This window comes from Novosphingobium sp. P6W, assembly GCF_000876675.2.
In the GTDB taxonomy this organism is placed as follows: Bacteria; Pseudomonadota; Alphaproteobacteria; order Sphingomonadales; family Sphingomonadaceae; genus Novosphingobium.
The window spans coordinates 2,185,252-2,198,905 of the sequence record NZ_CP030352.1 but is presented as its reverse complement, the minus strand read 5'-3'; the positions used below and the strand labels follow the sequence as shown (position 1 = coordinate 2,198,905).

The window sequence follows — 13,654 nt, the reverse complement described above, 5'->3', positions numbered from 1 at the left end:
AAAAGCGCAGAGACAATTGCACAAATTACAATTGACTCAGATGCGGCACATTTACTAATCTAGGTTAGTAAATTGGAAAAACCGATTGCGCCAGGTTTCGTCAAGTTCGGAGAAACACAATGAAGAAGTTCGCATCGCTCGTCGCACTCGCCGCCGTCACTGCCTTTCCAGCCGTTGCTTTTGCCGAGACCGCCCAGGTCCGCGAGCCCACCGAGGCAGCCGCATCGCCGGCCGCGCTGACTGCTGGCAAGATGCTTTACGCCGCCGATGGCGGCCGTATCGCACCGGTTTACCGCGTCACGGCAGAGGGTAACCCGCAGGTCATCATGAACGGCCGCCTCGTGACCGTTCCGGCTTCGAGCCTTAGCGATGTCGGCGGCAAGGTGACCTCCTCGCTGTCGAAGAAGGATATCGCTTCGGCCAAGTAAGCCCTTCAAGGCACTGAAAAGGAAAGGGCGGTGCCGATGGCGCCGCCCTTTTTTCATGTGCCTTACGGTGCAACCTTTGTTGCGGTGAGTGAAACTCAGCCCCGGCTGACGTTCTCATAGATGCGCGTCATGTAGTTCAGCAGGCGGTCGACTTCCTCGTCCGAAAAGCCGGCGAACATGCGCTTCTCGCTCTCGGAAGCGATGGCGCCCAACTGGTCGAGGAGGGGCTTTGCCTGCTCGGTGAGGTAGACCGCGCGGGCGCGCCGGTCGTCCTTGCGGTCGCGGCGTTCGAGGAGTTCGTCGGCGCAAAGGCGGTCGATCAGACGGCCCGCCGAAGCCTCGGACATCTCCAAGTACTCGGCGATGGTCCGCTGCGTCGACCCGGGATATCGTGCGACGATCGCGATCATCGCCCATTGCGAGCGGGTGACGTTGAGTGCGGCCACTTTACGATCGAAATTGTTGCGTTGCAGCCGGCTGACTATGGTCATGCGCAGACCGACCTGGCGCGTCGGGCTTTCGTCACGCATGGAGAAGGGGTCGCTCAGCTTGCCCATCGGTTTGTCTTCCGCCTCAGTGGCCACGCATTGCTCCTTGCAGGGCGCCTTTCGGACGCGCTCCGTGATGATGTCCAGCGCCGTCAGACGCGCTCTATGATGATCGCAGGAGCCATGCCGCCCGCCGCGCACATTGTTATCAGACCATAACGCCCGCCGGTCCGTTCCAGTTCATCCAGCGCCGTGCCGATCAGCATGGCGCCGGTTGCACCGATGGGATGGCCCAGCGCCATCGAACCCCCGTTGGGGTTAACCTTGGCACGGTCGAGGTCAAGGTCGCGGATGAATTTCTCGACTACGACGGCGAAAGCCTCGTTCACCTCGAAGACGTCGATATCGGCCACGGTGAGACCTGCCTTGGCCAGTACCTTGCGCGCGGCGGGCACCGGGCCGTTGAGCATCAGGGTGGGGCAGTCGCCGGTTTCGGCCATGGCGACGATGCGCGCGCGCGGTTTCAGGCCGTGGGCCTCGGCATAGTCCCTGGACGCCAGCAGGATGGCGGAGGCGCCGTCGACCACGCCCGAGGAGATGCCGACGTGGTGGATCGGCTTGATCTCCACTTCGGGGTAGACCTGGTTGATCAGTTCCACATAAGTCTTGCCGCCGGATGCGGAAGGCATGTTGTAGAATATCTCGAAGGCAGGCTTGAGCTGGGCCAGGCTTTCGGCGGTGGTTTCGGGGCGGGGGTATTCCTCGTGATCGAGGATCACGTTGCCCTCGTCGTCCTTCACCGTGATCGTCGACTTGTCGAAGCGGCCCTCGGCGATGGCGAGGGCGGCTCGGCGCTGGCTCTCGGCGCCAAGCGCTTCCAGTTCCGCGCGGGTGATGCCTTCCATCGCGGCGATGGCGTCGGCGGCGACGCCCTGGTTGGACTGCGGGCGTTTGGCCTGGAGGCGCGGGTTGCCCGCGCCCATGCCGGCGCTGCCAAGGCCAGCTTCGCGCATCTTCGCACCGTACATTCCCGCGTAGGAGAGCATGTCCATGCCGCCCGCCACCATGAGATCGGCCATGCCAGACTTTATCATCGCGGCGGCGAGGCTAGTGGAGGTGATGCTAGACCCGCAGAACCGGTTGAGAGTGACCCCCCCAGCCTTCACGTCATAGCCCGCATCGAGAGCCGCCATGCGGCCAATGTCGCCGGCCTGCTGCCCAAGCGCGGCGGATACGCCCCAGATCACGTCGTCCACTTCGGCGGTGTCGATCGCGTTACGATCCTTCAGCGCGGCAAGGACGGAGGCGGACAGATGTTCGGGATGCATCTGCGACAGTGCGCCTTTGCCCATTTTGCCAAGGCCGCGCGGTGTTCTCACGGCGTCGATGATATAGGCCTCGGTCACGGCAGCTCTCCCTGTCTTGTTTCGCGCAGAAAAGCGCCGATTTCTCCTGGTCATGCTTGGGGGACGGGGCAATTGCAATTGGACCCCGAAGCCCTATCGCCGCAGCGATTGCTGACTATGGTTAGTATATCGGTGTAGAGCTTTGATGCTGCAATAGATCGTCTTCACGATGCCCGCCTTGACGGGCGCAGGGCGCTGGCCAAGATCGGTGCCGATAGGAAAAACAGGGATGAAGAGGCCATGAGCGGTGCAGGGGGCGCGGACAGTGCAGAAGCCGGGCATGGCAAGGGAGGCGCTTTCGCCCCGCTAAGGGAGCGCACGTTCCGCAACATCTGGTCGGCAAGCCTGTTCTCGAACTTCGGGCAGCTGTTCCTGGGCGTGGGCGCGCAGTGGGAGATGACCCGGTTGAGCAATTCGCCCAGCATGGTCGCGCTGGTGCAGACAGCGATGATGATCCCGCTGATGCTGGTGACGCTGCCCGCCGGGGCCATCGCCGACATGTTCGACCGGCGCCGCATCGCCATGACGGGCCTTGCCTTCAGCGCGGTGACCGCTGCCGTGCTCGCCGGGATCGCCTTCCTGGGCCTGACCACGCCGTGGGTGCTGCTGGCGTTCTGTGTACTGATCGGCGGGGGCGTGGCGCTGTTTTCGCCGTCCTGGCAGGCCTCGATCCCGGAGCAGGTCTCGCGCGCGCATCTTCCTGCTGCGGTGGCGCTGGGTACCATCAGCTACAACGTCGCGCGCAGCTTCGGGCCGGCGCTGGGCGGGCTGATCGTCGTTGTCTACGGCGTGCAGGCGGTGTTCGGCATGACGGCGCTGCTGTACCTTCCGCTGCTCACCGCGTTCTTCTTCTGGCAGCGCCGCCATGTGCCCTCGCGCCTGCCGCCCGAACGGATCGACCGCGCGATACTGACCGGCGCGCGTTATGCGCTTCATGCGCCGGCGGTGCGCACTGCCCTGCTGCGGGTGCTGGTGTTCGGCTTCAGCACGGCGACCGCATCGGCTCTTGCGCCGTTGATCGCCAAGGATCTGCTCCACGGCAATGCCGCGACTTTCGGTATCCTGCTTGGCGCGCAAGGAGTGGGCGCGGTGGCAGGCGCGCTGTTCGTCAGCCAGATCCGCGAGGCGATCTCTACCGAATGGGCATTGCGCCTGTTCGCGGTGGGGACCGGCATCGCGCTGGTCGCCATCGGGTTCAGCCATTCTCTGGTACTGAGCTGCCTCGCGTTCCTTGTCGTGGGGGCGTGCAACATCCTGACCGTGGCGATGCTCAACGTCACCGTGCAGCTTTCCGCGCCGCGCTGGGTGACGGCAAGGGCGCTTTCGCTGTTTTCCTCCGCGATCACGGCGGGCGTGGGCATCGGCGCTTGGTGCTGGGGCGTGGTTGCCGGCGCGCATGACGTGGCCTTCGCACTCATCGCGTCAGGCATCGCTGTCGCCGCCAGCGCCTTGCTGGGCGCTGTCCTGCCGGTTGCGCAGGATACCGAGGGCGACATGGATTCGATCGAGATCGGCAACGAGCCCGAAGTCACCTTGCCGCTGACCTTGCGTTCGGGCCCGGTGGTGATCGAACTGGAGTACGACGTCGATCCGGGCCACGCCCGTGAATTCTACGATGCGATGATGATGCTTCAGCGCGTGCGCAAGCGCATAGGTGCCTTCGACTGGACCATCGCCCGCGACATCGAAAACCCGGCCCTGTGGACCGAGCGCTACCACTGCCCCACCTGGGGGGACTATCTGCGCATGCGGGGGCGCTACACGCAGCCCGATTTCGACATTCAGGCGAAAGTCGACGTCTTCAATCGCGCTCGCCATGCCCGGCGCGTGCGCCGCCGTCTGGAGCGTCCGTTCGGCTCCGTGCGGTGGAAGGCCGATTCCTTTGACGCTCATCAAGAAACAGTTGGTTATATCGGACCGTAGACGGCCAACTCTGCCCTAGCGATATCTGTATAGTTGTTTGGCAAGCCGGCTGGAACACCCCCATGGATCGCCTGTAAGATGGCTCAAAATCAATGGGGGAGGGGTATCGTGAAAACCATCAGGACCACCGCGTCTGTTTTCGGCCTGATCGGATTGGCCGTTCTGGCGCCGCTGCCGGCTTTTGCGCAAAGTGCGACGGAAATCGACGACGGCGCGATCATCGTCACCGCCCAGCGCCGCGCCGAGGCGCAGGTCGATGTGCCAATCTCGATCACCAACCTCAGCAACGACGCGCTCAAGACCGCCAGCGTCCAGCAACTCGCCGATATCGGCAAGGTCACACCGGCGCTGCGTTTCGATTTTGCGGGCGGTTTTTTCCAGCCCACCATTCGCGGCATCGGCACGGCGGTGACGACTTCGGGCGGAGGCGGTAACGTTGGCATCTATATCGACGGGTTCTATTCTCCCAACCCGCTGGCCGCCGATTTCGACCTCATCAGCGTGGATAGCATCCAGGTCCTGAAAGGCCCGCAAGGCACGCTGTTCGGCCGCAACACGACCGGCGGCGCGATCCTCGTTTCCACGCGGGAACCTTCGACGAAGGCCAATGCCTTCGAGGGCCGCGTCAGTTACGGGCGCTATAACGAGGCCCGGGCCGAGGCTTTCACCAACTATGCCATCTCGGACCGCGTGGCGCTGAGCGTCGAAGGCCAGTACCGCCGGGGCGACGGCTGGCAGCATGACATCTCCAGCGGCAAGCGCGTGGGCGGGTATGAGAACTGGTCCGTGCGCCTTGGCCTGAAGGCGGACCTGACCGACAACGTGGACGTCCTGCTGCGCTACAAGCACGGCGACGTGGACGATCCCTCGACCATGCTGGCCTCGACGCTCGACACCGCCGATTTCGGCCTTGGCGCGCCTTTCGGCGGTATTCCCGGCACGTTCACGACGGCCAAGAACAAGATCGCGACAGGCTCCGTGGGTGAGGTGTTCAAGTCGAACAGCGACGTGGTGCAGGGCACGATCCGCGCCGACCTCGGCTTTGCCAACCTCACCTCCTACAGCCAGTACCGCAGCGAAAACTCGGTCATGTCGCAGGATCTGGACTATTCTGGCGCCGATATCTTCCAGCTCGGCCTGCCCAACATCAACGAAACCTGGAGCCAGGAACTGCTGCTGACCTCCAAGGCCGGGCCGAAGCTGCAATGGACCGCTGGGCTGTTCTACTTCCAGAACACCGACACCTATATCACTTACATCAACAATGCCGGCAACACCCCGAATGAGCGCATCCGCCTTGGCGGATCGAGCACTACAGTCAAAAGCTACGCCGCGTTCCTCGATGCGACCTACGAGTTCACCCCGCAGCTGTTCCTGACAGCGGGCGCGCGCTATTCGCAGGACAAGATCGTCGATGCCTACTGGAACCGTTCGTTCACCGATATCCGGGTGCCGGTGCCGAATATCTCGAACAACAAGCTGACCCCGCGCGTGGTGCTGCGCTACAAGCCCACCGACCAGACCAGCGTCTATGCCTCGTTCACGAAGGGGTACAAGGCAGCGGTATCCGACGTCGGCGGTTCGTGCCAGTCCAACCCCGATCCCGCGAACCCCGGGCAGTTCCTCTGCAACAGCGTCAAGCCAGAGGACATCAACGCCTACGAACTGGGCTTCAAGTATCAGGCGCGCGGCCTCTCGTTCGAGGGCGCGGCATTCTACTACGATTACAAGAACCTGCAGGTTTCGATCTACCGCACCGGCACCGCCGAGATCATCAACGCCGCCACTTCGGAAATCTACGGCCTTGAAGGCTCGGCCAATTATCAGGTTACTCCGGCCTTCCAGGTTTCGGCGGGCGCTTCGTGGGTCCATGCGCGCTACAAGACGTTCAATAACGCGCCGGTCTATGTGCGTTGTAGCGAGCTTGACGCTGCCACGGCGGCGGCATGCGCGGCGGGCGGGGTGACCTTCGCGGTCGTGCCCACCACGCTGGAGGACGTGACGATGCAGCGCACGCCCGAATTCACCGGGTTCATCGGCTCGCGCTACGAGGCGGACGTCGCCGGGGGACAACTCGCCCTGTCGGGCAACTTGTTCTATTCCTCCAAGTTCTTTTTCGGCCCCTCGGGCGTGCAGTTCGAACAGGGCGGTTACGCCACACTGGCCCTGCGCGCGCAGTGGACCGCGCCGGACGAGAAGTTCTACCTCGCGCTCTACGGCGATAACGTCACCAACAGCCGCTACCTGACGCAGGCGCAGTATTCCAGCTTCGGCATCGGCGCGAACTGGAGCAAGCCGGCGGTCTACGGCATCGAGGCGGGCGTGAAGTTCTGAACGGGCAGGGGCGTTCCCACACGGGAATGCCCCTTGGCCCGCAGGTTCCGCAGGGTAACGGCCAGAACGAAAACATGGGAGAAAACACTATGCCGCAAGACAGGACCTGGCGCGTCGTCCAGTGGGCGACGGGCAATGTCGGTAGCCGCGCGCTGCGCATGGTGATCGAGCATCCACGCATGGAACTGGTAGGGCTGTGGGTCAGCTCGGCGGAAAAGGTGGGGCGCGATGCAGGCGAGCTTGCAGGCATTGAGGGAGCCGAGGCCGAAACGGGCGTCAAGGCAACCGGCTCGCTGGACGAGATCGCCGCGCTCGATGCCGATTGCGTGCTGTTCATGCAGCAGGGGACCGATTGGGACGCGATTTGCACGCTGCTCGCCTCGGGCAAGAACGTGGTCACCACGCGCGGCGACTTTCACTATCCGCAGATGATGGACCCGGCCAACCGCGCGCGCATCGAGGAAGCCTGCGCCGCCGGCGGCACCTCGATCTATTCGACGGGCTCCAGTCCCGGTTTCGCGACCGAGGCGCTGGCGATCCCGCTGCTGTCGCTCCAGCGCCGCCATGGCCTGCTGACGATCGACGAATATGCCGACGTATCGAGCCGCAATTCGCCCGACATGCTGTTCCAGATCATGGGCTTCGCCGCGCCGATGGCCCCGTTCGACCAGAGCCGCGCCGAGCATCTCAAGGGTGATTTCGGCAGCTCGCTTTCCCAGATAGCGCAAGCCATCGGCCTGCCTTGCGACGAGGTCACGGCGGTGGGCGAACTGTCAGCGGCAAAGCACGACCTCGATATCGCGGCGGGCAAGGTTCCGGCCGGGACAGTGGGGGCGATGCGAACGACGATTACCTGCAAGCATCAAGGCCGCCCTGTCCTGCGGTTCCGCGCGAACTGGTACGTGACCACCGATATCGAACACGACTGGGACCTGCGCGAATCCGGCTGGCGGATCGTCACCGAAGGCGACACGCCGGTGAAGGTCGACATCACCTTCCCGGTCTCGGCGGATGATTACGCGGCCTTTACGCCGGGCCTGACGGCGCATCGGCCGATCAACGCGATCCCCGCCGTCTGCGCAGCCGCGCCGGGCATCCGCACCACGGTCGATCTGCCGCAGGTCATCCCGCTTTACGGCTGAGCGGGCGCCGTCGACTGGTCGCCGCCCAGCACGCGGTAAAGCGTGACGCGGTTGGTCGCCTGCTGAAGACGTACCGCAATCTCCGTCCGGCGCGCCGAATAGAGGGTGCGCTGGGCGTCGAGATTGTCGAGCGAGCTGGCGATGCCCCGGCGGTAGGTAGCCTCGGTCAGCTGCGCGGCATCCTGCGTGGCGGCCGTGAAGGCGGAGGCTGCGCGCAGGCGCTCGGCCAGCGTGCCCTGATCGGCAAGCGCGTCGGCGGTTTCGCTGAACGCGGTCTGGATCGCCTTCTCGTAAGTCGCCAGCGCTGCGTCGCGCTGGGCTTTTGTCACCGCGACGTTGGCGGAGAGGCCGCCGGCGTTGAAGATCGACCAGCTGCCATTGCCGCCCAGCGTGGTCGTGCGCGAGGCGCCGTCGAACAGGGCGGAAAGCGAAGTGCTGGCAAAACCGATCAGCGCGCTGAGCGAAATCGAGGGGAAAAGCTGCGCCCGGGCGACGCCTATGTCGGCATTGGCGGCACGCAGTTGGTACTCGGCCTGAACCACGTCCGGGCGGCGCAGCAGGACCTGCGTGCTGGTTCCGGCGGGCAGTTCGCTCAGGCTGGCGTTAACCTCGTCGATCCCGGCGGGAAGCAGGGCCTGGTCGAAATCGGCGCCGATAAGCAGGCGGATGGCGTTGATGTCCTGCGCCAGCTGTGCCTTCTGCGAAGCGACATCGCCATTGGCGGTTTCCAGAACCTGTTCGGCCTGGCGCAGTTCGGTACGTGCCGCGACGCCGCCCTTGAGGCGCGCGGCGGACAGACGCACGCTGCCCGCGGCGTTGGCGGCGGTTGCCTGCGCGATGTTCAGAAGGTCGCGGTCGGCGGCATAGGTTGCCCAGCCGAGCGCGAGGTCGGCGACGAGGCCGAGGCGTACGGTGCGCGCGGAAGCCTCGGTCGCCAGCGCGGTGTCGCGCTGGGACTGCGTGGCGTTGGCCAGCTTGCCGAACAGATCCAGCTCGAAGCTGGAGATGCCGCCCCGCAAGGTGTAGTTCATGCCGTTCTGGCCGAAACCGCCGCCGGTCTCGCTATCGGTGGCCGACGTGGTGGCGGTGACGGCTGGGAACTGATTGGCGCGCGTGACGCGTACCTGCGCCCGCGCGGCGGCGATGTTGGCCGCAGCCACCCGCAAGTCGCGATTGTTGGTAAGGGCCTGCTCCACCAGAGACTGCAGGCGCGGATCGCGGAACACCTCCTTGTAGGAAACCAGCGGCAGCGAAGCCTCGCTCTGCGCGAGATAGGCGTCGCCGACCGGCCAAGATGCTGGGACCGGCGGGGCGGGAGCCACATACTTGGGCGCCAGCGAACAGGCGCCCAGGGCGAGGGCGGGCAGAACCCCCGCCGTCAGCCGGGTGGTCACTGCGGTCAGGCGCTTCATGCGGTGTCTCCCGCGCGCTGCTTGCGCTCGGCAAGCTTTGCCCGTGCCTTGGCGATACCGTCGCGCACGCTGCGGCGCACGATGACGAAGAACAGCGGGATGTAGAAGATCGCCAGCAAGGTGGCGGTGAGCATGCCGCCCACCACTGCCGTGCCGATGGCGACGCGGCTGTTGGCACCCGCGCCGGTCGCCATCGCCAGCGGCAAAACGCCGAAGATGAACGCGAAGCTGGTCATCAGGATCGGGCGCAGGCGGATGCGCGCGGCTTCCAGAGCGGCGTCGATGACGCGCTTGCCCTGACGTTCCGCCTGCTCCGCGAACTCGATCATGAGGATCGCGTTCTTGGCGGCGAGGCCCATCGTGGTGAGCAGACCGATCTGCAGGTAGACGTCGTTTTCAAGGCCGCGCAGCGTCACGAAAGCGATCGCGCCAAGCAGGCCGAGCGGGATCACGAGGATGACCGCGACCGGGATCGACCAGCTTTCATAAAGCGCGGCAAGGCACAGGAACACCACCAGCAGCGACAGTGCATAAAGCACCGGGCCCTGACCCGAGGACAATCGCTCCTGATAGGATGAACCGGCCCATGCAACGCTGACGCCGGGAATATCCGAGGCCAGCTTTTCCATGAGGTTCATGGCGGTGCCCGAACTGACGCCCGACCCGGCATCGCCGGAGAATTCGTAGGCGGGCAAGCCGTTGAAACGCGAGGTGGAACTGGGCGCGGTCGACCAGCTGATCGTCGAGAATGCCGAGAATGGCGACATCTGGCCGTCCGATCCACGCACGAACCACTGCGCCAGATCTTCGGGACGCGAGCGGAACTGCGCGTCTCCCTGCACATAGACGCGCTTGACGCGGCCCTTGTCGATGAAGTCGTTGACGTAGTTGCCGCCCCATGCGGTGGACAGGGTGGAATTCACATTGGCAGGCGTCAGGCCGAAAGCCGTGAGCGCGCGCGTATTGGTATCGAGCTTGAGCGTAGACACGTCGGGCAGATTGCTCAGGCGAACGCCGGATAACTGTCCATCGGCGTTGGCGGCGGCAAGCAGTTTGTCGCGCGCTTCGGCGAACTTGTCGGCGCTGAGGGCATTGGCATTCTGAAGTTCGAGGGTGAAGCCCGAGGATGAGCCAAGACCGCGCACAGAACCCGGCACGAGAGCAAAGACCTGCGCATCGCGAAGGCCACGGAAGGCGGCGCTCGCGCGCTTCACGATGGCGTCGGCGCTGTCCTTGGGATCAGTGCGCTGCGACCAGTCGGTGAGGTTGACGAAGCCCTGGCCGCTGTTCTGTCCGGCTGCGCCCTGACCGCCGCCGGAAATGGTGAACATGCCCGCGTAATTATTCTTTTCGTAGGTCATGAAGTATTTTTCGACCTCGCGCTGCACTTCTTCGGTGCGAGCGCGGGGCGTACCGGCGGGCAAGCGCCACTGGATCATGATGTTGCCTTGATCCTCGTTGGGGAGGAAGCCGGTCGGCAGGCGTTGGAACATCATGAACGTGATGACGCAGGTTACTGCGAACAGCCCCAGCCAACGCCACTTGTGCTCGACGACGCGCTCGACCTTGCTGGCGTAGCTTTCGGTGATGCGCTCGAAGCTGCCGTTGAACCAGACGTGGAACTTCTCCCAGCCGCGCGCCAGCCAGGGCAGGTGGCGTTCGATCCAGGTGGGTTCGCGTTCTTCCTCAGGGACCTTGGCCTTGAGCAGGGTGGCGGTAAGGGCAGGGCTGAGGATCAGCGCCACAAGCACCGACAGCACCATGGCTGCGACGATCGTCAGCGAGAACTGGCGGTAGATCACGCCTGTAGACCCGCCGAAGAAGGCCATCGGCAGGAACACCGCCGAGAGCACAAGGGCGATGGCGACCAGTGCCGTCTGGATTTCCTCCATCGACTTGATCGTGGCATCGCGCGGGGTCATGCCGGGATTTTCTTCCAGCAGTCGCTCGACGTTTTCCACCACGACGATGGCGTCGTCGACCAGCAGGCCGATGGCAAGCACGAGGCCGAACAGCGTCAGCGTATTGATCGAGAATCCGGCGAGATAGAAGATCGCGAACGTACCAAGCAGCACCACCGGCACAGCGATCGCCGGGATCAGCGTGGCGCGCCAGCTTTGCAGGAACACGAACATGACGATGACGACGAGGATGATCGCCTCGAACAGCGCCTTCTCGACTTCTTCGACCGACAGCTTGATGAAGTCGGTGGAATCGCTGCCGTAGATGTATTTGACGCCGTCGGGCATGTCCGCGCCCAGGGCCTGCATCTTGGCCTTGACCGACTCCGCGGTCGCAAGAGCATCGGCGCCGGGCGAGAGCGAGATGGAAATGCCGGCGCCGGGGTGGCCGTTGACGCGGCTGACCGAAGTGTAGCTTTCCGCGCCGATTTCGACGCGGGCCACATCGCCTACGGTGACTGCGGAGCCGTCCGCGTTCGTCTTGAGGACAATCTCGCGGAACTGTTCGGGGGTTTGAAGGCGCGATCCGGCGGTGAGGACGGCGTTGATCGCCTGGCCCTGCGGCGCGGGCAGGCCGCCCACTTCGCCGGCGGCGACTTCGGTATTCTGTGCCTGGATCGCCGAAGTGACGTCGCTAGGCATAAGCGCGACCGCCGCGAGCTTGCGCGGGTCGAGCCAGATGCGCATCGCATGGGGGGCACCGAAGACGTTGACGTCGCCCACGCCCTGAACGCGCGAAAGCGGGTCCTGGATGTTCGAGGTCAGATAGTCGGACACGTCCTGGTTGGAGCGGGTGTCGGTCTCGTCGTAGACCGCCACCAGCAGCAGCTGGTCGGGGTTCGACTTGGTGACCGTGACGCCTTGTGCCTGCACCGTCTGCGGCAGGCGCGGGAGGGCCGACTGGACCTTGTTCTGGACCTGGACCTGGGCGATGTCGGGGTCGGTGCCCTTGGCGAAGACCGCGCTGATCGAGGCAGACCCGCGGTTGCTGGACGAGGAACTGAAGTAGAGCAGGCCGTCGATGCCGGTCAGCTGCTGCTCGATGATCTGGGTGACCGAATTCTCGATCGTCTGCGCCGAGGCGCCCTGATAGGTGGCGCGGATGTTGACCTGGGTCGGCGCGATATCAGGGTACTGCTCGTTCGGCAGGTAGTTGAGCGCGCCGAGGCCGGCGAGCATGACGATGATCGCCAGCACCCAGGCGAAGATCGGGCGATCGATGAATATACGCGACATCTGGCGTCAGCCGCCCTTGTTAGCTGGAGCGCCGGGTGCGCCGCCCTTGGCCCCGTCACCTTTCGGAGGCGCCACGGTCTGCGGGGCAGTGCTGGCCACGGCCTTGATCGCCGCGCCCTGGCGCAGGCCGTTCAGGCCCTGGACGATGACCTTGTCACCCTTGGCAAGGCCGGAGGTGATCACGGCGTTCTCGCCATAAGTGCGGTCTGCGGTGACCTTGCGGCGCACAGCCTTGTTGTCGGCGCCGGCGAGCATGACGTAAGCGGTGCCGTCGAAGTCGCGCTGGACGGCGTTCTGCGGAACCAGGATCGCGTTGGGGTCTGACGCCTGGTCGAACATCGCGGTCACGAACATGCCGGGCAGGAGCAGGCCGTCGGGATTGGGGAAGCGGGCGCGCAGGGTGACGGTGCCGGTGGTCTGGTCGACCGTCACTTCGGAAAACTGGACGGTGCCGGTCTGCGGGTAGCGGGTGCCGCCATCGAGCTGCAGGTGCACTTCGGTGCTGCCCGGCTGGACGCCGCCCTCCGCCAGCTTGCGGCGCAGCGTCACGAGGTCGGCAGCGGACTGCTGCATGTCGACGTAGATCGGGTCCATGCGCTGGATGATGGCCAGCGGATCGGCCTGGCTGGCGCTGGCAAGCGCGCCGACCGTGACCAGCGAGCGGCCAATGCGGCCACTGATCGGGGCGGGCACGGTGGTGAAGCGCAAGTTGATTCGCGCAGTATCCAGCGTGGCGGCGTTCTGGGCGATGGTGGCCTTGGCGACGCGCGATGCGGACAGCGCATCGGTGTAGTCCTGCTTGGCGACGGCCTCCATCTCGGCGAGCGGGCGATAGCGCTCAGCCTTGACGCCTGCAGCCTCTGCCGAAGCACGGGCGCTGGCGAGGTTCGCCTGCGCTTGGTTAACGGCAGCGCGATAAAGGCTAGGGTCGACCTCGAACAGGGGCTGGCCGGCCGTTACCAGGCTGCCTTCCGTGAAGAAACGCTTGCGGATGACGCCGTTGACCTGCGGGCGCACCTCTGAAGTCTCGAAAGCGACGGTGCGGCCGCTCAGCGTGACGGCCATAGGAACGCTGCTGGTGCCGGCGACGATATATCCGACGGCTGCGCCGGGTTTCTGGTCCGCATTCTTGTTCGATTCGCCCGAACATGCGGAAAGCGCAGCGGCTGCAAACAGAACAACGGACAAAGGCCTGCCATGCCGCCAACGGAGGGCCTTGGGGGGATAGATTTTCAAGTTGCACGCCTTCTAGGTCAGGTCATGTTCTATTGAAGCAATGCCGCAGCCTCGCAAGCGTGCATTTCGCGGGTGCGACAATTTGCGA

The 13,654-nt window shown here is 64.6% G+C and carries 9 protein-coding genes; 4 read left to right on the top strand and 5 right to left on the bottom strand.

Features of this window, described 5'->3' with window-relative positions:
* Positions 1-119: 119 nt before the first annotated feature.
* Positions 120-428 (top strand): hypothetical protein, encoded by a 309-nt coding sequence (locus TQ38_RS10730; RefSeq protein WP_043972736.1) that lies wholly within the window; start codon positions 120-122, stop codon positions 426-428.
* A 95-nt stretch (positions 429-523) separates the two neighbouring features.
* Here TQ38_RS10730 and TQ38_RS10725 read toward each other — a convergent pair whose 3' ends face one another.
* Together TQ38_RS10725 and TQ38_RS10720 are read right to left on the bottom strand one after the other, a co-directional pair.
* The gene (locus TQ38_RS10725) at positions 524-1,012 is read right to left on the bottom strand and encodes a MarR family winged helix-turn-helix transcriptional regulator (protein WP_113941914.1); all 489 of its coding nucleotides are present in this window, start codon (positions 1,010-1,012) and stop codon (positions 524-526) included.
* Between the two features lie 56 nt (positions 1,013-1,068).
* The gene (locus tag TQ38_RS10720) at positions 1,069-2,322 is read right to left on the bottom strand and encodes an acetyl-CoA C-acetyltransferase (RefSeq protein ID WP_043972739.1); all 1,254 of its coding nucleotides are present in this window, start codon (positions 2,320-2,322) and stop codon (positions 1,069-1,071) included.
* 240 nt (positions 2,323-2,562) lie between these two features.
* Between TQ38_RS10720 and TQ38_RS10715 the strand changes: the two genes are divergently transcribed.
* From TQ38_RS10715 to TQ38_RS10705, 3 genes are all read left to right on the top strand, one after another.
* Entirely contained in the window at positions 2,563-4,245 is a 1,683-nt protein-coding gene (locus TQ38_RS10715; protein WP_043972740.1) for an MFS transporter, read from the top strand.
* A gap of 108 nt (positions 4,246-4,353) precedes the next feature.
* Positions 4,354-6,579 carry a TonB-dependent receptor gene (locus tag TQ38_RS10710; RefSeq protein ID WP_240197862.1) on the top strand — a complete coding sequence of 742 codons (2,226 nt, stop codon included), beginning with the start codon at positions 4,354-4,356 and terminating at the stop codon, positions 6,577-6,579.
* A 74-nt stretch (positions 6,580-6,653) separates the two neighbouring features.
* Positions 6,654-7,721, top strand: a complete 1,068-nt coding sequence (locus TQ38_RS10705; RefSeq protein WP_240197861.1) for a dihydrodipicolinate reductase — start codon at positions 6,654-6,656, stop codon at positions 7,719-7,721.
* Here the strand turns inward: TQ38_RS10705 and TQ38_RS10700 are convergent.
* The 3 genes from TQ38_RS10700 to TQ38_RS10690 are packed head-to-tail and all read right to left on the bottom strand — an operon-like array spanning position 7,712 to position 13,518.
* The gene (locus TQ38_RS10700) at positions 7,712-9,133 is read right to left on the bottom strand and encodes an efflux transporter outer membrane subunit (protein WP_043972741.1); all 1,422 of its coding nucleotides are present in this window, start codon (positions 9,131-9,133) and stop codon (positions 7,712-7,714) included. The two genes, TQ38_RS10705 and TQ38_RS10700, sit on opposite strands and share 10 nt — an antisense overlap.
* Complete coding sequence (locus TQ38_RS10695) at positions 9,130-12,330, bottom strand: efflux RND transporter permease subunit (protein ID WP_043972743.1); 3,201 nt, start codon at positions 12,328-12,330, stop codon at positions 9,130-9,132. Before TQ38_RS10695 ends, TQ38_RS10700 begins: the two co-directional genes overlap by 4 nt.
* 6 nt (positions 12,331-12,336) lie before the next feature.
* Entirely contained in the window at positions 12,337-13,518 is a 1,182-nt protein-coding gene (locus TQ38_RS10690; protein ID WP_043972745.1) for an efflux RND transporter periplasmic adaptor subunit, read from the bottom strand.
* Between the last annotated feature and the right edge of the window lie 136 nt (positions 13,519-13,654).